This window comes from Rhizobium sp. 1399 (assembly GCF_031455475.1).
In the GTDB taxonomy this organism is placed as follows: Bacteria; Pseudomonadota; Alphaproteobacteria; order Rhizobiales; family Rhizobiaceae; genus Rhizobium.
This window is the reverse complement of the sequence record NZ_JAVDSU010000016.1, coordinates 142,454-164,380: the sequence shown is the minus strand read 5'-3', so window position 1 is coordinate 164,380 and position 21,927 is coordinate 142,454. Positions and strand designations below refer to the sequence as shown.

The window sequence follows — 21,927 nt, the reverse complement described above, 5'->3', positions numbered from 1 at the left end:
GGTCTTTCCAAAAGGTTGTGCTTGAACAACCCAACCCTACCGGAAAAAGCCGATGACCACCGCTATCGACCTACACCACCTCTAGGGACATCATCAGAGCTTTTACTGCAGATCTGCCACGCTTGTGTCCTCGCAACGAATAGAGCACCATTTTGCGTGGATAAGTGAAGGCCTTATGGGAGGTTATCATGATGTATGCACGCGATCGGCCTTCCCGCCCATCGCGCGATGCCCGACGCGTACGTGACCGCACACCATCTGCGGGACATGCTGAACGAGTCCACCTTCGAGCAGTTGGTGGAATGGAGCCGAGAGCCGGGACTGTTGCCACGAGTGCCTTCTGGCACCGAGCGCGGCAAGAGTTGGGATCAACGGGATATTGCGATATTGCAAGTGTTCGCTCGCGATCGCGATACCGATGTCCGCTTCAGTGCGGAGATGGAACTTCGCCGTCGTGGCGACTTGGATGTAGCCGTGATTGACGAAGACGGGCAGGGAACGCTGCTTTAAGAGTGATGCGCCACACAGCGGTGAGGTTTTGATGTCAGAACGAATGTCTGAACGCGCCAAGGGCGACATCGACGCCATTTTAGAACGGCTCTATAGGGCTTCCCCGGAGCTGGATAAAATCGCCGCCGATTGCGAGAGAGCTTTGCGGCTTAACGCCGAAGCCAGAGGCGATTACATCTCGCCGCGAACAGTGCAGGCGTTTTCCGAAATGCGCGATGCGATAGGCAAACTGTACGGTTCCGCACAGAATGCGATGAGCGAAGCTGATAGGTTCTTTAGGCCGAAATCGTCGGTCTGATGTGCTGCGAGTGCGCAAAAGGGGTGTGGTGCCAACGAAATCAGGAAAGGCTGGATGAACTAACCCAGCGCCGTTGGTACTTTGCTGTTGCTTGGCGTGCCACACGGCCAACACCGGCGGGACCGGTGCCTTTTGTGTCAATCGACCAGCTGGATGCCTCTAATGGAGTGCCAGTGGCCGTGCATCTAGTATAAATCTTTCGAATTTCGTTTTCGGCGTTCTGCGCTGCACTCGATATCGCCTTGATGAGCCGCATTGTGAGCTTCTGATGATCCTGTCCCTATCTGGCGTTCGCAAATCCTACACCACCGCCGAGGGGATAATCGACATTCTAACGGGCATCGACCTGGATGTCGCACCCAACGAAAGCGTCGCGCTGACGGGTGAATCTGGGAGCGGCAAGAGTACACTTCTCCATCTGGCGGGCGGCCTCGACCATCCGGATGGTGGATCGGTGATGATGGAAGGGCAAGATCTCGCTGCATTCAGTGATATCGAGCGTGCCAGGTATCGGCGAACGCAGGTTGGCCTCGTCTTTCAGCAGTTCAATTTAGTCCCATCGTTGAACGTGGGCGCCAACATCTCGTTTCACGCCAAGCTTGCCGACAGGTACGACGCGGCCTGGGAGGCGACCCTGACGAAAAAATTGGGCTTGGAGACCTATCTCACTCGATATCCCGAGCAGCTGTCCGGCGGGCAACAACAGCGCGTGGCAATTGGGCGAACGTTAGCGGCACGACCGCGTCTCATCCTGGCTGACGAGCCGACTGGCAATCTGGACGAGACCACCGGCGACGCCGTGCTTGACCTGATGTTGTCACTCGCGCGTACCGCGGGGTCGGCCCTACTTCTCGTAACCCATTCGTCGCGGCTGGCGGACCGTCTCGACCGAAAAGTTGTCCTTCGTGGCGGGAGGATCGCCGATTGAAAATCGTTGCTTTCACCGCGTTGCTGTCGCACTGGCGGCGAAAGCCATTGCAACTCCTGACGCTCGTCATGGGGATCGCTCTTGCGACTGCGCTTTGGTCCGGTGTGCAAGCCATCAACGCCGAAGCTCGCGCTAGCTACGCCCGAGCCGCCTCCGTCTTGGAACAGGCCGCTTTGGCGCAAATCGTATCCAGTGACGGCGGCGGGATTTCCATCCAAACATATGGCAAATTACGCCGGGCCGGCTGGAATGTATCGCCGGTCGTCGAAGGCATGTATCGCTTCGGCACCACGCGGATAAGGCTGATCGGCGTCGACCCGCTCAGCATGCCAAAGGAAGGTCAAGTGGCGTCTATCGCTGACGGCTCCGACCTTTTCAGCTTCCTCTCCGCCCCAGGCCAGCTGATTGTCTCGGCGGCGACGGCGGATATGCTTCGCGGCATGTCCGACATGGGTTTAAAACTTTCGGACAGGGTGCCGGACGGCGCTGCCTTCGTGGACATCTCGATCGCCGACCGGCTGCTTCAGGCACACGGGCGGATAAGTCGACTGGTCGTCGCGGAAGATCAAAGGCCAGGACTGGATCCAATCGATGAAATCGCCCCCGAGGTCGTGGTGCGCGAGAACCGCGATCAACCGGATGTTGCTCGCCTTACGGATAGTTTCCATCTCAATCTTACGGCGTTCGGCTTCCTATCGTTTGTCGTCGGACTTTTCATTGTGTATTCGGCGACCGGCTTGGCGTTTGAGCAGAGGCGAGGAACCTTTCGTACGTTACGGTCGCTTGGAGTTTCACTTGTCGCGCTGACAGCAATGCTGGTAATCGAACTTGCAGGGATAGCACTGATCTCCGGGTTCCTTGGTGTCATATTGGGTTACTTTATTGCGTCGGCGTTGATGCCCGGCGTGGCGACAACTCTCCAGGGCCTCTATGGCGCCAGCGTGCCTGGCTCCTTGTCGATCCGTCCGCAGTGGTGGGTGGCCGGATTGGCGATCGCGCTTGGCGGGACAGCTTTATCATCGGCGCAAAGCCTCTGGCACGTTTGGAGGTTGCCGATCCTGGCCGCTGCCCAGCCGAGAGCTTGGGCCAGAGCGTCGACGAGGGCGCTTATCTTTCAAGCCGGAATCGGAGGGGTATTGCTTGGTCTCGGCTCGATCCTGGCATTGGTGGGTCCGGGCTTCGTGATGGGATTTGCGGTGCTGGGGTGCCTGCTGCTTGGTGCCGCTCTTTTGTTGCCAAGTCTCCTCGCCACCGGCCTTACCGTAGCTGAACGCGTTTCTCGCAACGCGCTGACGCAATGGTTCTGGGCCGATACCCGCCTGCAGCTGCCTGGCTTGTCGCTCGCGCTGATGGCTCTCCTGCTCGCACTGTCGGCAAACATCGGCGTGGGGACCATGGTTTCCAGCTTCCGGTTGACTTTCCTTGGATGGCTGGACCAGCGGCTGGCGGCGGAACTCTATGTCACGGCCAAGGATGAAGATGAGGCCAAACGGCTTCGAGGATGGCTTCCTCAACATGCGACGGCGGTTTTGCCGATCTGGAGCATTGAGGGCAATGTTCTGGGGGAGCAGTTGCAAATCTTTGGCGTGGCTGACGATGCGACCTATCGAGACCATTGGCCCTTGCTCGTGGCAGACCCAAAGGTATGGGACGCGGTCGCCTCTGGGACGGGCGCTCTTATCAATGAGCAAATGTGGCGACGCGGCGCCGTCAGACTGGGTCAAAAGATCGACATGCCAGGTGGCTGGAACGCCACCGTCGTCGGGATCTATTCGGATTATGGTAATCCGAAGGGACAGGTGATCGTCGGGATAGACGCTCTGGTCGCACATTATCCCGATGTCTCCAAGCTTCGTTATGGAGTGCGAGCTCCGCCTGAACGCGCTCAAGATCTGAAGCGGCAGCTCGTTACCGAGTTCGGACTCCCCGAAACCGCCATTGTCGATCAAGCTTCGCTCAAGCAGCAATCCAGGGCGGTTTTCGAGCAGACATTCACCGTCACCGGAGCATTGAACGTCTTGACGCTTGGGGTGGCCGGATTTGCAATGTTCTCCAGCTTGCTGACGCTTTCAGCGATACGGCTTCCTCAACTTGCCCCGGTCTGGGCAATGGGCGTTCGACGGCGCGACCTTGCGCTCTATGAGGTTGGCCGCACATTGGCGCTCTGGCTCGCCACCTTCGTCGCCGCGATTCCGGTCGGCCTTGGATTGGCATGGGTGTTGTTGGCGATCGTGAACGTAGAGGCGTTTGGCTGGCGTCTCCCGATGACGGTTTTCCCCTTGGACTGGTTGTGGTTGGGGGCGATCGCGCTCGTGGCTGCTCTTGTGTCCATTGCAGTGCCGGTTCGACGCCTGGCCATCATTAATCCGGCCGACTTACTCAGGATTTTCTCCAATGAACGCTAAGATGCTGGTTTTTGCACTGGCGGCACTTTCAGTTGTGGTTCCGCTTCAAAGCAGTCGATCCCAAGGCTTCGCTGGGCTCGGCACCAACGCGGAGGGTTTCGCCGTTCCCCGTCAAGGGCACGTTCTCTCGTTCCCAGCCGATCACGGCACCCATCCCGATTTTCGCATCGAATGGTGGTATGTGACAGCCAATCTTGAAGGCGATGATGGCAAACGCTACGGAGCGCAGTGGACGTTGTTCCGATCAGCTCTGGGACCCGGTGATAGCCAGGGTTTTGAGGATCCGCAGATTTGGATCGGCCATGCGGCGGTCACTACGGATCACCAGCATTACGTAGCGGAACGTCTGGGCCGGGGAGGTGTCGGCCAAGCAGGAGTTGTCGCCGCGCCGTTCGAGGCCTGGATCGACGATTGGAAGATGAAAGAGGCCGGGCCGCCGGCCTCCGATGATCTTCGTGATCTCCAGCTCGCCGCTCACGGTACAGACTTTAGCTACAGCCTTGACCTGAAGGCAACGGGCCCCCTTGTCTTGCAGGGAGATCAGGGATTTTCGGTAAAGTCCGCGAAGGGTCAGGCAAGTTACTATTATTCGCAGCCCTTCTATGAGGTGTCAGGGGCGATCGAACTCGCCGGAGCGAAGCTGAGAGTTGCGGGGAAGGCGTGGCTCGATCGAGAATGGTCGTCTCAGCCACTTGCGAGCAATCAAACCGGTTGGGACTGGTTCTCTCTGCATCTCAACACGGGCGAAAAGGTTATGGCCTTCAGGCTGCGTGACGACAAAGAGGGTTTCATTTCGGCAAACTGGATTTCGGCTGATGGGCACAGTACACCGCTTTCGAAGGACGACCTCCAAATTCAGCCGGTGCGACGGGCAAAGGTGGCGGGCCGCGACATGCCAGTAGCCTGGCGCATCCAGGTTCCGGGAAAGTCGTTTGACGTGACCACCGGTCCGTTGAACGATCAGTCATGGATGGCAACGTCCACGCCGTACTGGGAGGGCCCAATCGCCTTCGAAGGCAGCGTGTCGGGGGTAGGTTACTTGGAGATGACCGGATATTGAAGGCGGGCTTAGATTGGATGTGGGGAACATCAGTCCGCTAGACAAACCCGGCCTACTGGTGCTGAGCGAAGCCGTAATGATCGAGTTCGAAAGTTATCAAAAAGCTTGCCGACCAGATGGGACTGCAAAGAGAGAGGGACGGTTCAGTTTTCCGAACCGGCGCCCCGGTTCATCTCCGAAAAGATTACGGCGATAAGCCTCATGACGTGTCGATACCACCTGTTCGGAGGTCGAGCGTCTTGCAATCGCGTCGCCGCCTTAATTCAATAATCAGAGTTTATAGCTCTCGCACTCGATCATCTTCGAACATTGGGCGCTCCCACATTTCCGTCAAGCCAATCATCCGGTTCGGTCGTGATGTGCGACAAATGGTGACGACCTTCCTGACAATCTTGTCAGCGTTGCAACAGGCCTCGGCGACCTGGTTCGCACGAAACGACAGTAGCGGGAAGTTGGTCCCCGTCGGTATCGCCGCGAATCCTGACGAAAGCTATACAGCGGCCTTCGTCACCTGACGCACTGGATTGAATGCATTGTCAGGCAATAGGTACGCCTGAATTCTATTTCCCGATGGCCACCGACCGAGGGGTTACCACAACTGTCTCGCCACGGCACCGAGCGATGCAGCATTCGTCTGTTTTGCGAGCGGTGACTTAACCGGGAATCTTAAGGTTCTGATTTGATGCTTGGGGTCTTTCTCCTTGCTGCAGCACGAATACGGCTTCTCCGAAGATCTCCCGCCGCCGCTGTATCCTGGCGCTGAACGCGCGAGCTTGCTCCGTCTTTGGCTGGTCGGTCTCAAAGGAAGCCTCGTTCTCAACCATATCCAGGAGGAGGTTGCGCATCACCATGTTTTGCTCCCTCAAGTGCATCACCTCTAGGTTCAGTGGAGATGTGGAAAGCTTCCGTGCAATTGCTTCGTCAAGAACGGCCTGAGTGAGCCGCGCCTTGATTACATAGTATCTTCCCACGTAAATCGCGCAGGCAATGACGAACAGGGCAGGGAGGAGGTACAGCATTTCAGGGCTCCGATTGCCAATCTGAGATCGTGATCCTGGGAGCGTATTTCAATATGCCCGCGACGTGAGGCAATCGCAAACGCTGGAGCGCCACGCGCCATGAGGAGCGAAACCAAGCAGCAATCTCATGCCACGTTCAAGCTGCGTTCATCGGCGCGGCGCTATAAATCATTGCAAGACAAATTGGATGAGAGACGCCTCCTAAACGGCTGTCTCCGCTTAACTATTTTATAGTGGCGGAAGCCGTCCAGCGAAGCTCATGGTGACGGCAGAACCGCGCCGATAGGGAGTTGAATGTGAGAAATGCCCTTCTTAAGATTGCGGCAACTGGCTTGCTTTTGCTGGCACCCGCGATAGGTGAAGCCGCCGAAGGCTATTCCACGGCGAACGTCAACATGCGTGCCGGTCCAAGCACCAGCTACCCCGCAGTCGCCGTGATTCCGGTCGGCGAATCTGTCGAAATCCACGGCTGTCTTGCAGATGTTCCGTGGTGTGACGTCGAATTCTACGGCGGCCGCGGCTGGGTCGCTGGTCGCTATGTTCAGGCGGTCTATCAAAGTCGCCGCGTCTATGTCGGCCCGGAATACTATCGACCGCTTGGAATTCCGACGGTGGTTTTTAGCGTTGGCAACTATTGGGACCGCTACTACCGCAACCGTGATTTCTACCGCGACCGAGACCGCTGGCGTCGCGGCCCGGACTTTTACCGCCCGCCGCCGCCCCGCGACTTCGACAGGCGTCCTGATTTCGATCGACGCCAGGACGCTGACCGGCGCCCCGATTTCGACCGCAGGCCCGACTTTGACAGGGTCCCGGATGCCAATCGGCGCCTGGACTTCAATCGCGACCAGAGACGTCAACCTGATTTCAATCGCGATCGCGATAACCGCAGGCCGGACGCCACTGGTGACCAGAACCGGCGCCCGCAATTCGATCGCCAGCCGGATTTCCGCCGCGACGGGAATGATGGCGGCAACCGTGACCGACGTGATTTTCAGCGTCGGGGCAACGACGACGGCGATAACCGCAACATGCGCCGGGGAAGCGATAACCGCGGGCCGGATAACGACCGTAGGAGACCACGTGGCGCCTGCGATCCAGGGGATCCGAATTGCAACAACTGATTTATAAGGGCGCATTTTTGCCGTCCCCTTTCTTTTGCGGGAGCCTACGGTGACGAACTACGTCGCGCTCCCGCAATTGCTCACGTAGTCGGTAAGGGCCCCGTCTCGCGGTCAACAAATGACGCTACGGGGCTCAGGTCGCTTTTGTTTGGTTAGGAGTGAGACATTCTCGGCACGAAAAGCCAAGGAATTGTATTGCGTCGACCTAAGATGGTGGGAAGCGCTGGGATTTGACGTCTGGTGATCTTGAGCGCCTTATAAGGCGGACTGCATCGCCTATCGAACAGCTCGCTACCCTCCCGCCGTCCTCAGGCAGCATCTGCGCGGTAACGTTCCACTAAGTTTGCGATGAAGCGTCCTTATAAAAATGAAATCGGGCGGCCAACTGCTGACGTTCTTCATCAAATCTGAGTTTTAATTCCCCCAAAATTATCGTTACCTTTCCTCTTTCAGTTTTAGGCATGCATGTTTTATGTCCTCAAGACCATCCGCTTGGACTTGAGCATCTCTCAACAAATCTTCCGCGTAGTTTTGCGCATCGACTATGTCTCGGAAATGAAGCCCCAGATTTCGGCCGGCAATCTCGACGCCGCGCAGTATATCTGCGGTCAAGTCTGCCGTTTCCTGTCCGTCGTGGAGACTAAGCAACCTTATCGAGCAACTCAAAGCGATGAGCTCGAGAACAAGAAGACGAGCTTCAATCTCTCCACTTGTTGGTGCAGTGGCAATACTGTGGTCGCCAGAATTTTGGCCTTCAATTTTTGGCATGGCAGAAATCCTTTGGTCAGACGAGAAAGCGGCTCTTTGCTTTCTTCACTTCGCGAAATCTCCCTCGGTTAGCTTGCCGTGGCGCGGCCGCTTACATCGACTATATCGAGCGCAAAGAAAATGTGCGTCTTTGCAACTGCATCTGTCCATCTGGATGGCGGCTTCAAAGCGCCTGGCTCCCACCAATCGAGACGTCGCGCGAGCAGAGACCAAGCCTGATGCTTCTCTTCGCGACTTTCGTCGCCTTCAAGATCAATATATCTCGCGTCGATAATTACACTTTTCCAAGAGTGCTTGCTTTTGAGCTGGTCAATTTGGACGCAAACATTTGGGTTCTGTCTCATGATCTCCAATTTTTTGCCGGGCAAAGTGAAGATATACAGCCTGTCATCGGCACATGCATATTGAACAGGGACAACATAGGGGATGTCGGCGTGAGCGCATGCCAACCTTGCAAGCCGTTGTCTTTTAACGACGGCAATACACTCCTTGTATGGCATTTCCCGAATGTTCATAATTGCTGTACCTTGTTATATGGATCTTCGACGGGTAACGATAGGCCCGCCGGCTCCATGGATTTCGGCGGTTCGAGTGTCCGCCTGAAGCGATATCGGTGACGCGGTAATCAAGACTGATTGACGTGATGACGTCGGATCCTGAAGTCGGCGACAACTGCCTGATTGCCCTTTCCTACTCAGGGCTCAGGACCTCACTGCCTTGGAGCTGCAGATCTACCTGCCCTATCCAGAGCTTCGTCAAACATCTCTTTTGCATATTTCGAAGCAGCGGCGATATCAGCGCCAGGCAATTTCGCCCGCGCACATTTTCGTTCGATAGTGCGCTGAAGTGCCTTTATGAGCTCGGTTTGGCCGTTGGCATCACGACGCCTCAATAGCCTCGTTAGGGAAACAGTCGCCATCACCCGGAGAACGAAGGCACGGCCCTCAAATTCTCCCAAAGACGGTATCGCGCTGCCTTGCGGGCCACCGATACTGTCGCGCTTTGCTCTCAGCATAGTATCGCTCCTGAAGATGGATGCGTTCATCCAAACTGTTAGGATGATCTTCAATTCGATTAGTGCATTGAGGCAAATCAAGGATCATTGTAAAAATGCCGAGTTGGCACCGGCCGTTCGGATCCGATCCGGTTGTGCTTCCTTTGAAGACGGCCGCATGTAGTATCCAGACGTCATCGGACTTAACGATGATTTGGGCGTCCCCGTCCAATGGCAGGAGGCTGGCACACGTCATCGCAGATTACCGACGGGCGGTGCGGCATAAGGAATGCCCTTGAAGCTGACGATGCCGTGCGACGTGCTTCCCTCGAGTTGACCAGAATCGATGGTCGCGCGGGCAAGTAGGTGTGGTTGAGCCCGAACTTTCAGGTGAGCGGTTCCTCTGGGAGCTGATCAACAAAGTGTCGCGTCGCACAAAAGCCGCTGCTGCCGCCGAACATATCAGCGAAGTCGCCCGGGCGCGAAGGATGTAACAGCCGCCGCTCATTCTGGCGCAAGACCCACAGCGTTCTGGGTACTAAAATTGCATCATTGTACTCAAAAAAGGCCGAGATTGCTCCAATCAACAGGGGCATCGTGCGCGTAAGGTCGCACCGGGTGGAAGAACAAATCGTGTTTTGCACCATCCGTCCGCGCACCTATTCATTTCAACAATGGAGCCACTTTCCCGATTGACAGGACCACTTCCGTCGTTATTCTATTATAAAAACCGATATAACATAATTGTGGAACATTAAACCGGGAGTATGAAATGAAGACACTTGTCGCATTCCTTCTCGGCACTGCGCTGGTCGCCTTGCCGACAACTTTGCTGGCTCAGGAAAAGGGTGGCGTTATCAACGTCGCGACGATCGGCGAGCCGCCGACGCTTGACCCTATGTCCTCGACTGCCGACCTCGTCGGCATCGTCACGCAGCACATCTTCGAAACGCTCTACACCTTCGACAAGAAGTGGAATGTCACGCCGCTTCTGGCTGAAAGCCTGCCGGAAATCAGCGCCGACGGTAAGACCTATACGATCAAGCTGCGCACCGGCATCAAGTTCCACGATAATTCCGACATGACGTCTGAAGACGTCGTCGCCTCGCTGAACCGTTGGACGAAGATTGCCTCGCGCGGCAAGCAGGTCGCAGGCTTCATCGACTCCATCACCGCCGTCGATCCGGCGACCGTCAAGATCGCGCTGAAGCAGCCTTATGCGCCATTGACCTCGCTGCTCGCCTTCAACAACTCCGCCGCCATCATCATCCCCGCCGAAAAGCAGGATGAACCGATGAAGGAATTCATCGGCACCGGCCCCTATATGCTAAAGGAGCGCAAGGCGGACCAGTACATCCAGCTCGTCCGTTTCGATGGCTACAAGTCGCGCGATGGCGAGAGCGACGGTTACGGCGGCGCGCGCCACCAGTATCTCGACGAAATCCGCTTCGTGCCGGTTCCGGATGCAAACACCCGCGTCGAGGCGGCCGTTTCCGGCCAGTATGATTATGTCGACTCGATCCCGGTCGAATCCTTCGACAAACTGAAGGCATCAAGCGCGTCGCAGCCGGTCATCCTGAAGCCATTCGGCTATCCGGTCTTCGTCTTCAACACGAAGGAAGGCCTTGCCAAGAATGTCGAAGTCCGCAAGGCAATCCGTCAGGCGCTCAGCATGGAAGACATGCTCGCCGCCGCTTTCGGCAGCACGGATTTCTATACGCTCGACGGCGACATCTATCCTAAGCCCTACGTCTGGAATACCAATGCAGGCGTCGAAGGCAATTACAATGTCGCCGATCCAGAAGGCGCCGCCGAAGCGGCCAAGAAGGCCGGCTACAATGGCGAGCCGATCCGCATTCTGACCAGCCGCCAGTACGAATTCCATTACAAGATGGCGCAGGTTGCCGCCGAATACCTGAAGACAGCGGGCTTTGCCGTTGACCTGCAGGTCGTCGACTGGGCAACGCTGACACAGCGCCGCACCGATCCGAAGCTCTGGGACATCTACATCACCCACAGCCCCTTCCTGCCGGAACCGGCACTGATCGGTTCGCTGTCGCCCAGCTCGCCCGGCTGGTGGGATACGCCGGCGCGCAAGACTGTCGTCGATGCCTTCACTTCCGAGGTCGATCCGCAGAAGCGCATTGCACTCTGGGCCGACGTTCAGAAGGCCATGTATGACGAATTGCCTTACATGAAGATCGGCGATTTCAATGCCGTGTCGGCGAAATCGACCAAGCTCGAAGGCGTCGACCCGGCTCCGTGGCCGTACTTCTGGAACGCCTCCGTCAAGAAGTAATGCTCAATCGCGGGATACCGGTGCGCCTGCGCCGGTATCCTTCTTCCATCGTGCCCGCCCGGCACCGGGACAGACTTCATGATACGTTACATTTTTCAGCGCCTGCTTGGCATGGTTGTCGTGATGTTCCTCGTGGTCACGATCGTCTTCGTCATCGTGCGCGTAACCCCCGGCGATCCGGCTGCCGTCATGCTCGGCCCCGATGCGACGCCGCAGGACATCGCCGATCTGCGGGCCAGCCTTGGCCTCGATAGGTCGATCGGCGTGCAATATCTCTATTATATCGGCCAGTTGCTGAAGGGCGATCTCGGACAGTCGATCTTCCTCAATATGCCTGTTACCTCGGCGCTGCTCGATCGCGCCGAACCGACCTTCTTCCTGACGATCTTCTCGCTTGTTATCGCCAGCCTCATTGCGCTGCCGATCGGCATTTATGCCGCCTATCGCCGAGGTTCCTTCGTCGACCAGGCGGCAACCACGCTTGCAATGTTTGCCGCCAGCATTCCGAGCTTCTGGCTCGGCCTCATCCTGATGCAGGTCTTCGCCGTCCGCTTCGGACTGTTTCCTGTCTCAGGATACGGCGGGCCGGGCTCGACATTCCTCGACCGCATGTATCACCTGACGCTGCCTGCATTTGCGCTGGGCATCGTCTCCTCGGCGCTCATTCTGCGCTTCACGCGCGCCTCGATGCTCGACGTTCTCGGAGACGATTATATCCGCACGGCCCGCGCCAAGGGGCTGATCGAACGCAGGGTGATCCTCAAGCACGCCCTGAAGAATGCGCTGATTCCGATCCTGACCGTTCTCGGCCTCACCGCCGCCGTGCTGATATCCGGTGCGGTCGTGACCGAGACCGTCTTCGGTCTTCCGGGCGTCGGCAATCTAGTCGTCTCGGCCGTCCTGCGTCGCGACTATCCGGTCATCCAGGGAGCGCTTCTGGTGATTGCCGCGCTCTACGTCCTGATCAATTTTGCGATCGACATGCTCTACCTGCTCGTCGATCCGAGGGTGCGCTACTGATGACGGATATCGCGATCAAGCCGGCCGAAAGTGAAGGCCGCAAGTTCCTCCGCCAGTTCATGAAGCGCAAGACAGTCGCCGTTGGCTTGCTCATTCTCACAATTTTCGTGCTGGTGGCGATCCTGGCGCCATGGGTTGCACCCTATTCGCCGTCGAAGCTCTCGATCATCAACCGTCTGAAGCCACCGAGCGGGACATATTTCTTCGGCACGGACGAGTTCGGCCGGGATGTGCTGTCGCGCACCATCTTCGCCGGCCGCCTGTCGCTGCTCGTCGGCGTCGCGGTCGTCGCACTTTCGGCGGCGATCGGGGTCACGCTCGGACTGCTTGCGGGCTTCTTCAAGAAACTCGACACTCCAATCGCTCGCCTGATTGATGCGATGATGGCCTTCCCGGATATCCTGCTGGCGATTGCGCTTGTCGCGGCTCTCGGCCCCTCGCTGACGACTGTCATCATTGCGCTCTCGATCGTCTATGCACCGCGTCTAGCCCGCATCGTCCGCGCCTCGACGCTTGTTATCCGCGAGTTGCCTTATGTCGAGGCCGCACAAGCGCTGGGGATCTCGACCTTCCATATCATGACGCGTCATGTGCTGAGGAACCTGCTCTCGCCGATCATGGTGCAGGCGACTTTCCTCTTTGCCAGCGCCATGCTCGCCGAGGCCGGCCTTTCTTTCCTCGGCCTCGGCGTCAGCCCGGAAATCCCGACCTGGGGCACGATGATTGCCGCTGGCCGGCAATATATCGGTCAGGCCGACTGGATGACGCTGTTTCCGGGCGTCGCCATCATTCTCTCCGTGCTTTCGCTCCAGATGGTCGGTGACGGTCTGCGCGACATGCTCGATCCCAAACTTCGAAAGGACCTCTAAATGACCGGTGAAAAAGTGGGCAAGCCGCTCCTCCTCACCAACGTAAAGCCTGTTGGCTTCGGTGCCGGCACGCCAGATGGGGCAATCGACATTCTGGTCGATGCCGATGGCAAGATTGCCAAGCTTGGCCCGTCCCTGGCTGTGGCCGATGACGTGGCGCGCGTCGACGGCAAGGGTGCCTTCGTCTCGCCCGGCTGGGTCGACCTGCATGTGCATATCTGGCATGGTGGCACCGACATCTCCATCCGCCCGTCCGAATGCGGCGTTGAGCGTGGCGTGACGACGCTGGTCGATGCCGGTTCTGCCGGTGAGGCCAATTTCCACGGTTTCCGCGAATATATCATCGAGCCGTCGAAGGAACGCATCAAGGCTTTCCTCAATCTCGGTTCCATCGGCCTGGTTGCCTGCAATCGTGTTGCGGAACTGCGCGACATCAGGGATATCGACCTCGACCGCATCCTCGAATGCTACGCTGAAAACAGCGAGCACATCGTCGGCATCAAGGTGCGCGCCAGCCACGTGATCACCGGTTCCTGGGGTGTTACCCCGGTCAAGCTCGGCAAGAAGATTGCCAAGATTCTCAAGGTGCCGATGATGGTGCATGTCGGCGAACCGCCGGCGCTCTATGATGAAGTGCTGGAAATCCTCGGCCCCGGCGATGTCGTCACCCACTGCTTCAACGGCAAGGCCGGTTCGAGCATCATGGAGGACGAAGACCTTTTCAATCTCGCTGAGCGCTGCGCGTCTGAAGGCATCCGCCTCGACATCGGCCATGGCGGTGCCTCCTTCTCCTTCAAGGTGGCGGAAGCGGCAATCGCCCGTGGCCTGTTGCCATATTCGATCTCGACCGACCTGCATGGTCATTCGATGAACTTCCCGGTCTGGGATCTGGCAACGACCATGTCGAAGCTCTTGTCGGTCGGCATGCCCTTCGACAAGGTGATCCATGCTGTGACCCATGCGCCGGCATCCGTCATCAAGCTGTCGATGGAAAACCGTCTGAGTGTTGGTGCTGCCGCCGAGTTCACGATCTTCGATCTCGTCGATTCCGACCTCGAAGCCACCGATTCCAATGGCGACGTCTCGGTGCTGAAGAAGCTCTTCGAGCCGCGATATGCGGTGCTGGGCAACGAGGCATTCACCTCCAGCCGCTACGTGCCGCGTGCCCGCAAGCTGGTGCGCCACAGCCACGGTTATTCCTACCGGTAAGACCAGAACACAAGACATAGCATCACAGGAGTTTGCGTGAACCAGTCTTCCGCCACCGCCGGCCCGCCCGTTACCGCAGGTCAGCCCAGCACGTCGCCCTACGAGCGGCTAGTAGCGCTTGGCATCGAGCTTCCGGCCCCACCGCCGCCGATCGCTAATTTCGTCACCCATGTGCAGGAGGGCAACATGCTTTACCTGTCGGGGCAGGGCCCCCGCGAGCCGGACGGCTTCATGCATGTCGGCAAGGTCGGCGCCGAGGTCGGCGTCGAAGCGGCCTACGCGCACGCAAAGCTCACCGGCATTAATCTGCTTTCCGTCATGCATGAGGCGCTCGGCGACCTTTCGCGTGTCAAGCGTGTCGTCAAGCTGCTCGGCATGGTCAATGCCGTACCGCATTTCGTCGATCATCCCTCGGTCATCAACGGGTGTTCGGATCTCTTCATCGACGTCTTCGGCGACGAGGTCGGACAGCATGCCCGTTCTGCTGTCGGCTTCGGATCGCTGCCAGGAAACATCACCGTCGAAATCGAGGCCATCGTCGCGCTCAGGGATTAATGAGGATGCGCATAATTGCTCCGGCCCAACAGATTGAAATTGGAGACACCCATGTCTGAGGACATCCGCACATCGATCGGCCTTCGCCCGGTCATCAACGTTTCCGGCACCATGACCAGCCTCGGCGCCTCAATCGTCGTTCCCGAGGCCATCGCCGCTATGTCGTCGATCCTGCCGCAGTTCGTTGAGGTCAACGATTTGCAGCGCAAGGCAAGCGGGGTTATCGCGCGGCTGACCGGCGGCGAGGCGGGCTTCGTGACCGCCTCGTGCTCGGCAGGCATTTCGCTCGCCGTCGCTGGCGCCATCACCGGCAACAACCTGCTCGCTATCGAAAAGCTGCCGGATGTGGTGCCGGAGAAGAATGAAGTCCTCGTCCAGATGGGCCATATCGTCAGCTACGGCGCACCCGTCGATCAGGCGATCCGGCTTGCCGGCGGCAAGGTTGTGATGGTCGGACAGGCAACATCCACCCATCGCTTCCATATGGAGAACGCGATTACCGAGAAGACGGCCGCCGCCGTCTATGTCGTTTCGCACCACGTGGTTGACTACGGCTTGCTGAACCTCAAGGAATTCGTCGAGATTGCCCATGCCGAGGGCGTTCCTGTTATCGTCGATGCGGCCTCGGAATATGATCTGCGGATATTCCTGGAGCAGGGGGCTGATGTGGCGCTCTATTCCGGCCACAAGTTCCTGGGCGGCCCGACCTCGGGCATCGTCGCCGGCAAGAAGGAGCTGGTGCGCAACGCCTTCCTGCAGAATATGGGCATCGGCCGCGGCATGAAGGTCGGCAAGGAAAGCATTTTCGGCGTCATGGCGGCGCTCGAAGCCTGGGAAAAGCGCGACCACGCCGGTATCCGCGAGCGTGAGACTGGTTATCTCAACCTCTGGAAACAGACGCTCGACGGCCGCCCCGGCGTGACCGCACTGATCGAGCCGGACCCGACCAACAACCCGCTCGATCGCATGCGCGTGATCATCGATACCGATGAGGCCCACATCACCGCCTGGGACCTCGCCGATGCGCTCGGCCGCGGCTCACCGCCGATCATCGTGCGCGATCATGAAGTCGAGCATCGCTACTTCTACCTCGATCCCTGCAACCTGCACCCGGGCCAGGAGAAGATCGTCGCCAGCCGCCTGGCCGAGGAGCTCGACAAGGCGCGCGCCTCCAACGAGATCATTGCAACACCGATCGAAAACCGCAGCAAGCGACGTTTTGAAGGTGCGCTGAAGTGGCCGGATTGATCCGAGAAACAAGGCGCGAATTCTAAGGAAGCGATCATGACAGGCATCCAGGCACAATCCATCGCAACGGCGGAGCCGGTTCTCTCCGTCCAGAACCTGACGACATCGTTTCTGGTCGATGGCGCCTGGAAGCCGGTCGTTCGCAATGTCTCCTTCGATGTCGCACCGGGAGAGACGGTCGCGATCGTCGGCGAGAGCGGCTCCGGCAAGAGCGTGACTTCGCTATCGATCATGCGCCTTCTGCAGGCGGATTCGAGCCGCATCGAAGGCAAGATCATACTCGGCGGGCGCGACCTTCTGGCGCTGCCGGAAGGCGAGATGCGCAAGGTTCGCGGCAATGATGTCGCGATGATTTTCCAGGAACCGATGACGAGCCTCAATCCGCTCTTCACGATCGGCGACCAGATTTCAGAGGCGTTGTTGTGCCACCGGCCGATGTCGAAGACCGAAGCCCGCGCCGAGACGATCCGCTTGCTCGAAAAGGTGCGCATTCCTTCGGCTGTCTCGCGCTTTAACGAATATCCCCACCGCTTCTCCGGCGGCATGCGCCAGCGTGTGATGATCGCCATGGCGCTTGCCTCACGACCGAAGCTCCTGATCGCCGACGAACCGACGACGGCACTCGACGTGACGATCCAGGGCCAGATCCTCGATCTGATCAAGATGTTGCAGGAAGAGGAGGGTACGTCGGTTCTGTTCATCACTCATGATATGGGCGTGGTTGCCGAGATCGCCGATCGTACCGTCGTCATGTATCGCGGCGAGCAGGTGGAAACGGGAGCGACACCCGATATCTTCCATCGTGGCAAACATCCCTACACCCGTGCCTTGCTGTCGGCTGTACCGGTGCTCGGTTCCATGCAAAATTACCGGCGGCCGTTACGCTTCCCCGTCGTCAATACGGCGACGGGAGAATCAGACATTCCGGTCGAAACGGCTGATACGGTCGCCGCAACATCTCGCCCGGTTCTAGAGGTGAAGAACCTCACCAAGCGCTTCGACATTCATTCCGGGCTCTTCGGCAAGCTGACTGGTCGCGTACACGCGGTCGAGAACGTTTCCTTCGATCTCCATGCCGGCGAGACGCTGTCGCTCGTCGGCGAGTCTGGCTGCGGCAAGTCGACGACCGGGCGCGCAATCATGCGGCTGATCGAGGCGCAGAGCGGTTCTGTCATTGCCGATGGCAAGGATGTGCTGGCGCTCGGCAAGGCGGGCATGCGCGAGATGCGCAAGACCGTGCAGATGATCTTCCAGGATCCCTTTGCCAGCCTCAATCCCCGCATCCGTGTCGGCGACGCCATTGCCGAGCCTTATCTCGAGCACAGAATGGGGACGGCAAAGCAGGCGAGGGAACGCGTCGCAGACCTCCTCACCAAGGTCGGCCTGACGCCCGACATGGCCTCGCGCTTCCCGCATGAGTTCTCCGGCGGGCAACGCCAGCGTATTTGTATTGCGCGTGCGCTTGCATTGGAGCCGAAGGTCATCGTGGCGGATGAAAGCGTCTCGGCGCTCGATGTGTCGATCAAGGCGCAGGTCATCAACCTGATGCTGGACTTGCAGCAGAGCCTCAATCTCGCATTTCTGTTCATTTCTCACGACATGGCCGTCGTCGAGCGCGTCAGCCACCGCGTCGCGGTCATGTATCTCGGTGAAATCGTCGAAATCGGGCCGCGCGCTGCCGTCTTCGGCGACCCACAGCACGACTATACCAAGAAGCTGATGGCAGCCGTCCCGGTTCCCGATCCTGATCGCCGTCGCGAAAAGCGGTCAGTCGCGAATGACGAGATCAAGAGCCCGATCCGGCCCGTCGATTACAAGATCAAGCCGCTCGGGTACCGTGAGGTATCGCCGGGGCATCTGGTGGCAAACTGAGCGCAGTTCGGGGGCGACAATTTCAGCCGCCACGACGCTTAACGCCGCGTCAGGGAATCTTAGTGGGTGATATCGTCGGCTCGAAGCTGGTCGATCGCGTCAAGGGCTTCGTCTGCCGTCCAACCGGCGCGCAATGCCGCGGCAACGAGCCGGACCTCAGCCTCCATTTCGAGCCTTAGGTAAAGTCCCTCCAGGGCCTCTTTGGCCGTAACCACGTGATCGTCATGCGGCACAACATCAGCAGTCCGTAAGGTCATAGACACGTTCCTTTCCTTCCTCGAAGTGGGGGTTGTGCTTCTTGTTAGCGCGATAACAGGCTTTCTTGCGTCCCAGAGAGGATTTACGCAGCAGCGCCGATTTTGTTCCACACATTTTGCTTCAATCGGCGCGCGCATGAAGATTTTTTGCGGCGATGATACCCGACGCCCGGGAATGACACGACCGATGGACCATTGATAAAATTGCGGTAGAACGACAGACCTCCAAAAAAATCCGGAGGCCGAAGGACATGACCATGCCCCGCTTGCAGGAACTGATAGACTGGATCATCGCCGAAGGACTATCGACAGATACCATTGAGACCATTTTGCAGGGCGTCGCAGAACGACTGACGGATCTTGGATATCCAATCCTTCGTGCGTCGATAGCGATGCCGTCGATCGATCCCCTGCAGCGGGGATTTTCGCTTGCGTGGTATCGTTCTTCCGGCTTCTCGACGGAAGTTCAAGGGCATGACGAAGCGGGTCAGGAATTGTTCCGGCGCTCTCCCATTTCCTTCCTCCTGGAGAATAATCTGCAATATGCCCGTTGGCGATTGCCGCCGGGACCGGATGCTCCGGCGATTCCGCTACTGACTGAATTGACGGAGCTCGGAGCCACCGATTATCTGATGAAGCTCGTTTCATTCCCCGGCGATACCGCGCTGGCGGGCGTCAGCTTCTCGATCGCCGTTGATGACCCCGATGGCTTTTCGGACAGGCTGATTGCCGATCTGGAGAGGTTGGTCCCGGCGCTGTCACTCGCCTGCTGCCGCATCGCTACCACGCGGGTTGCGAGCGATGTGCTGGCTGTCTATACGGGCACACGGACCAGTGGACGTATTCTGAGCGGTCATATCAAGCGCGGGGACGGTACCGCGGTCTATGCCGCGATCCTCCTTGCCGATCTCAAGAAGTTCACTTCGCTCAATGAACAGCATCAGCCTGAACGCATCGTTGCCTGGCTCAACGAGCATTTCGAAGCGATCGGCGCTCCGGTCGAGCAGGAGGGCGGTGAGATCCTGAAGTTCATGGGCGACAGTCTGCTCGCCATCTTCCCTGCCGATGTCGATAACCCTGCCGAGGCATGCGGCCGCGCCCTGGCGGCTGCACGAGCTGCCATGGACGCCAATGGCGATGTCAATCGCAGGCGAGCGGAAGCCGGAGAACCGGGGCTTCTTGTCGATATCGTCCTTCACGTCGGCGAAGTGTTCTATGGAAATGTCGGTGCGGCTCGCCGCCTCGACTTCACCGCCATTGGCAGAGCGGTCAACGAGACAGCACGCATGGAAAAGCTGGCCGACGAGATCGGCCACAGCCTGCTGGCATCCGCCGATTTCGTTTCGCAGGCGCCAGGCCGTTTCGAGAAAGCGGGCATTTTTCCGCTCAAAGGTGTCGCTCGTCCAGCCGCGATTTACGCCTGGCTGGATTGAAGCGACTGTCGCCAGCGGCGCCGTTATCGGCGCCGTGGGAGTTACCGGGCCGTCGCTGCGGCTCTCACTCAAAGTCATAGAAAAGTTTGTACCAGCCGCTGCTCGATACGGTGGCCATCATTTCGACCCGTCTCGGCCATGGACCGGGCTGCGGACAAAGATGACAGGTCGACCTCGTAGCGCGCCCGCACGCGCCAGGAGTCCATTCATCAGCAGCCGGACCATGAATTTCACTGTCGTACCCCTCCGGTTCAGGCGGCCGATTTGCTGCGCATATAGTTCCGCCAGCCGCCGAGAGCAGTGATCTCCTCGGCTCCCTTCACAGCATGGGCTTCGCAGAGGAAGCACGACACGCTCGAACCGTCCTCCAGCGTGACCTTGCCGATACCAAGCGGGGCAGGGATCTTGGCAACGAAACGGCCGAAGCCCTCTGGGGGCAAGGCCCAGACCTCAATCTCTAGTCCGAGACCGTCCTGTCCCGGTTCGCGCACGAGGCCGGGCTTCTGCGGGGTCGTATTAGGCAGCACGAAGAGGCGATAATCACCTGCTGTGCGGCAGGCCTTTACCAACGTGCCGCCCAATGTGGTCAGTTCGTGATTGAGCGGCATGCCCGTCAGATGCGCACCGACCACGGCGATGGCGATGGTATCGTCTGTCAATGAGGCGACACGGCTCTGCTCGGGGATGACCGCAGCGCGATCGACGCCCATGCCGGCGGCGGCAGCGCGGTGCAGCGCATCGGCAAGGGGAGCCAGCGCATCGTCGGTGAAGGCTGGCGAAATCAGCGTCACACCGCCCGGCAGGCCATTGGCGCCGAAGCCGGCGGGAACGGCAATCGCGGCGCAATCGAGCAGGTTGACGAAGTTCGTGTAGCGGCCAAGCCGGCCGTTGAGCACGATCGGATCGGCCTGCATGTCGGCAACCTTGTAGGTCGTCGGTGCCGTCGGCAGCAGCAGGACATCCGCCTTCGCCCATTCGACTTCCGTCTTACGGCGCAGCTCTTCGAGCTTGTAGCGGCCATTAAAAGCTTCGACGGCCGTCTTGCCTTTGGCGCCTTCGATGATCTTGCGAACCGTGGGATCGAAATCGGCGGCGTTGCTCGCCAGGAAATCTTCGACGGCTGCCAGGCGCTCGGCAACCCATGGGCCGTCATAGAGGAGAGAAGCTGCCTCACGGAAGGGCGCATAATCGAAGGGAACGATCGTCGCGCCGAGCACCTTGGCCCGCTCGATTGCCTGATCGTAGAGCGCTTCGACATCGGTATCGCCGAAGAATTCCCGCTCTGCGCCGTCGAGAACGCCGACGCGCAGGCCGGCAATCGGAAGGGAAGCCGGCTTGGCGCGCCTGGAGAACGGGTCGGCGGCATCGAAGCCCTCGGCAATCTTGCGGATTGCGACGCCGTCGCCGACAGTCGCGGCAAAGATGGTTATGCAGTCGACGCTCTTGCAGGCTGGCACGGCGCCGGTATTCGACAGCAGGCCCGGAGTGGGCTTGATGCCGACGAGATTGTTGAAAGCGGCCGGCACGCGGCCTGAACCGGCCGTATCCGTGCCGAGCGCGAAGGTGGCGAGGCCGGATGCCACCGTCACTGCAGAACCGGAGCTCGAACCGCCTGAAATATAGTCGGCATCGAAGACCGATCGTGGCGCTCCATGGGGTGAGCGCGTGCCATTGAGGCCGGTCGCAAACTGGTCGAGATTGGTCTTGCCGATTACGATCGCACCTGCCGCCCGCAGTCGTGCAACGACAGTTGCGTCCTTCTCGGGATTATAAGCGAAAGCCGGGCAGGCGGCGGTGGTCGGTAGCCCCGCCACGTCGATATTGTCCTTCACCGCGAAGGGAATACCCCAGAGCGGCAGGCTGTTCGGCTCGGGTGCACGTTCCATCAGAGCTCGTGCTTCAGCCCGCAATGTATCATCAGGCGCCGGTGTGATGAAAATTGCCGGATCCTTCGAGGCGGCACGACGCGTAATGACGGTCTCGATGACATCGAGCGGACTTTGGCCTGCCTCATAGGCTGCGCGAAGGCTTGTCAGATCAAGAATGGTCGGCAGCATGG

At 58.8% G+C, this 21,927-nt stretch carries 19 protein-coding genes and 1 pseudogene; 14 read left to right on the top strand and 6 right to left on the bottom strand.

What is annotated here, in order from left to right; all coding sequences use genetic code 11:
- The first annotated feature begins 195 nt into the window (after positions 1-195).
- From J2X71_RS33285 to J2X71_RS33265, 5 genes are all read left to right on the top strand, one after another.
- A complete protein-coding gene (locus tag J2X71_RS33285) occupies positions 196-510 on the top strand; it encodes a hypothetical protein (RefSeq protein ID WP_310389153.1) in 315 nt (104 codons plus the stop codon).
- 31 nt (positions 511-541) lie between these two features.
- Positions 542-808 (top strand): hypothetical protein, encoded by a 267-nt coding sequence (locus J2X71_RS33280; protein ID WP_310389151.1) that lies wholly within the window; start codon positions 542-544, stop codon positions 806-808.
- A 268-nt stretch (positions 809-1,076) separates the two neighbouring features.
- The gene (locus tag J2X71_RS33275; protein WP_310389149.1) at positions 1,077-1,736 is read left to right on the top strand and encodes an ABC transporter ATP-binding protein; all 660 of its coding nucleotides are present in this window, start codon (positions 1,077-1,079) and stop codon (positions 1,734-1,736) included.
- Positions 1,733-4,141, top strand: coding sequence for an FtsX-like permease family protein (locus J2X71_RS33270; protein ID WP_310389147.1), 2,409 nt, complete (start codon positions 1,733-1,735; stop codon positions 4,139-4,141). The genes J2X71_RS33275 and J2X71_RS33270 overlap by 4 nt, the downstream gene beginning before the upstream one ends.
- Entirely contained in the window at positions 4,131-5,201 is a 1,071-nt protein-coding gene (locus J2X71_RS33265; protein ID WP_310389145.1) for a lipocalin-like domain-containing protein, read from the top strand. The genes J2X71_RS33270 and J2X71_RS33265 overlap by 11 nt, the downstream gene beginning before the upstream one ends.
- Positions 5,202-5,854: 653 nt before the next feature.
- Here J2X71_RS33265 and J2X71_RS33260 read toward each other — a convergent pair.
- Entirely contained in the window at positions 5,855-6,220 is a 366-nt protein-coding gene (locus J2X71_RS33260; protein ID WP_310389143.1) for a hypothetical protein, read from the bottom strand.
- 296 nt (positions 6,221-6,516) lie between these two features.
- Here J2X71_RS33260 and J2X71_RS33255 point away from each other — a divergent pair, with 296 nt between their 5' ends.
- Complete coding sequence (locus tag J2X71_RS33255) at positions 6,517-7,344, top strand: SH3 domain-containing protein (RefSeq protein WP_310389141.1); 828 nt, start codon at positions 6,517-6,519, stop codon at positions 7,342-7,344.
- 435 nt (positions 7,345-7,779) lie between these two features.
- Here J2X71_RS33255 and J2X71_RS33250 read toward each other — a convergent pair whose 3' ends face one another.
- The 3 genes and pseudogenes from J2X71_RS33250 to J2X71_RS38190 all read right to left on the bottom strand — a co-directional run.
- The gene (locus tag J2X71_RS33250; protein ID WP_310389139.1) at positions 7,780-8,112 is read right to left on the bottom strand and encodes a hypothetical protein; all 333 of its coding nucleotides are present in this window, start codon (positions 8,110-8,112) and stop codon (positions 7,780-7,782) included.
- Positions 8,113-8,180: 68 nt separating this feature from the next.
- Entirely contained in the window at positions 8,181-8,627 is a 447-nt protein-coding gene (locus J2X71_RS33245) for a pyridoxamine 5'-phosphate oxidase family protein (protein ID WP_310389137.1), read from the bottom strand.
- A 734-nt stretch (positions 8,628-9,361) separates the two neighbouring features.
- Positions 9,362-9,457, bottom strand: a pseudogene (locus J2X71_RS38190) (carboxylesterase family protein); the annotation flags it as partial.
- A gap of 421 nt (positions 9,458-9,878) precedes the next feature.
- Here J2X71_RS38190 and J2X71_RS33240 point away from each other — a divergent pair.
- The 7 genes from J2X71_RS33240 to J2X71_RS33210 all read left to right on the top strand — a co-directional run bounded on the left by J2X71_RS33240 (position 9,879) and on the right by J2X71_RS33210 (position 18,178).
- Entirely contained in the window at positions 9,879-11,405 is a 1,527-nt protein-coding gene (locus J2X71_RS33240; protein WP_310389135.1) for an ABC transporter substrate-binding protein, read from the top strand.
- 78 nt (positions 11,406-11,483) lie between these two features.
- Positions 11,484-12,425, top strand: a complete 942-nt coding sequence (locus tag J2X71_RS33235) for an ABC transporter permease (protein WP_310389133.1) — start codon at positions 11,484-11,486, stop codon at positions 12,423-12,425.
- Entirely contained in the window at positions 12,425-13,294 is an 870-nt protein-coding gene (locus J2X71_RS33230; RefSeq protein WP_310389131.1) for an ABC transporter permease, read from the top strand. The genes J2X71_RS33235 and J2X71_RS33230 overlap by 1 nt, the downstream gene beginning before the upstream one ends.
- A complete protein-coding gene (locus J2X71_RS33225) occupies positions 13,295-14,503 on the top strand; it encodes an amidohydrolase/deacetylase family metallohydrolase (RefSeq protein ID WP_310389129.1) in 1,209 nt (402 codons plus the stop codon).
- Between the two features lie 36 nt (positions 14,504-14,539).
- The gene (locus tag J2X71_RS33220) at positions 14,540-15,058 is read left to right on the top strand and encodes a RidA family protein (protein ID WP_310389127.1); all 519 of its coding nucleotides are present in this window, start codon (positions 14,540-14,542) and stop codon (positions 15,056-15,058) included.
- Between the two features lie 51 nt (positions 15,059-15,109).
- Positions 15,110-16,306, top strand: coding sequence for an aminotransferase class V-fold PLP-dependent enzyme (locus J2X71_RS33215; protein WP_310389126.1), 1,197 nt, complete (start codon positions 15,110-15,112; stop codon positions 16,304-16,306).
- 36 nt (positions 16,307-16,342) lie between these two features.
- Entirely contained in the window at positions 16,343-18,178 is a 1,836-nt protein-coding gene (locus tag J2X71_RS33210) for an ABC transporter ATP-binding protein (RefSeq protein ID WP_310389124.1), read from the top strand.
- A 59-nt stretch (positions 18,179-18,237) separates the two neighbouring features.
- Here the strand turns inward: J2X71_RS33210 and J2X71_RS33205 are convergent, their stop codons facing one another.
- Positions 18,238-18,435, bottom strand: coding sequence for a hypothetical protein (locus J2X71_RS33205; RefSeq protein WP_310389122.1), 198 nt, complete (start codon positions 18,433-18,435; stop codon positions 18,238-18,240).
- Between the two features lie 251 nt (positions 18,436-18,686).
- On the opposite strand from J2X71_RS33205, the gene J2X71_RS33200 reads away from it, so the two are divergent.
- Positions 18,687-19,868 carry an adenylate/guanylate cyclase domain-containing protein gene (locus J2X71_RS33200; protein ID WP_310389120.1) on the top strand — a complete coding sequence of 394 codons (1,182 nt, stop codon included), beginning with the start codon at positions 18,687-18,689 and terminating at the stop codon, positions 19,866-19,868.
- A gap of 251 nt (positions 19,869-20,119) precedes the next feature.
- Here the strand turns inward: J2X71_RS33200 and atzF are convergent, their stop codons facing one another.
- Entirely contained in the window at positions 20,120-21,925 is a 1,806-nt protein-coding gene (atzF, locus tag J2X71_RS33195; protein WP_310389118.1) for an allophanate hydrolase, read from the bottom strand.
- Positions 21,926-21,927: the final 2 nt, after the last annotated feature.

Excerpts from the sequence above, each read along its gene's own strand:
- J2X71_RS33285 (WP_310389153.1), top strand. The coding sequence starts at position 196 with ATGCACGCGATCGGCCTTCCCGCCCATCGCGCGATGCCCGACGCGTAC.
- J2X71_RS33280 (WP_310389151.1), top strand. The coding sequence starts at position 542 with ATGTCAGAACGAATGTCTGAACGCGCCAAGGGCGACATCGACGCCATT.
- J2X71_RS33275 (WP_310389149.1), top strand. The coding sequence starts at position 1,077 with ATGATCCTGTCCCTATCTGGCGTTCGCAAATCCTACACCACCGCCGAG.
- J2X71_RS33265 (WP_310389145.1), top strand. The coding sequence starts at position 4,131 with ATGAACGCTAAGATGCTGGTTTTTGCACTGGCGGCACTTTCAGTTGTG.
- J2X71_RS33260 (WP_310389143.1), bottom strand. The coding sequence starts at position 6,220 with ATGCTGTACCTCCTCCCTGCCCTGTTCGTCATTGCCTGCGCGATTTAC.
- J2X71_RS33250 (WP_310389139.1), bottom strand. The coding sequence starts at position 8,112 with ATGCCAAAAATTGAAGGCCAAAATTCTGGCGACCACAGTATTGCCACT.
- J2X71_RS33245 (WP_310389137.1), bottom strand. The coding sequence starts at position 8,627 with ATGAACATTCGGGAAATGCCATACAAGGAGTGTATTGCCGTCGTTAAA.
- J2X71_RS33240 (WP_310389135.1), top strand. The coding sequence starts at position 9,879 with ATGAAGACACTTGTCGCATTCCTTCTCGGCACTGCGCTGGTCGCCTTG.
- J2X71_RS33235 (WP_310389133.1), top strand. The coding sequence starts at position 11,484 with ATGATACGTTACATTTTTCAGCGCCTGCTTGGCATGGTTGTCGTGATG.
- J2X71_RS33230 (WP_310389131.1), top strand. The coding sequence starts at position 12,425 with ATGACGGATATCGCGATCAAGCCGGCCGAAAGTGAAGGCCGCAAGTTC.
- J2X71_RS33225 (WP_310389129.1), top strand. The coding sequence starts at position 13,295 with ATGACCGGTGAAAAAGTGGGCAAGCCGCTCCTCCTCACCAACGTAAAG.
- J2X71_RS33215 (WP_310389126.1), top strand. The coding sequence starts at position 15,110 with ATGTCTGAGGACATCCGCACATCGATCGGCCTTCGCCCGGTCATCAAC.
- J2X71_RS33210 (WP_310389124.1), top strand. The coding sequence starts at position 16,343 with ATGACAGGCATCCAGGCACAATCCATCGCAACGGCGGAGCCGGTTCTC.
- J2X71_RS33205 (WP_310389122.1), bottom strand. The coding sequence starts at position 18,435 with ATGACCTTACGGACTGCTGATGTTGTGCCGCATGACGATCACGTGGTT.
- J2X71_RS33200 (WP_310389120.1), top strand. The coding sequence starts at position 18,687 with ATGACCATGCCCCGCTTGCAGGAACTGATAGACTGGATCATCGCCGAA.
- atzF (WP_310389118.1), bottom strand. The coding sequence starts at position 21,925 with ATGCTGCCGACCATTCTTGATCTGACAAGCCTTCGCGCAGCCTATGAG.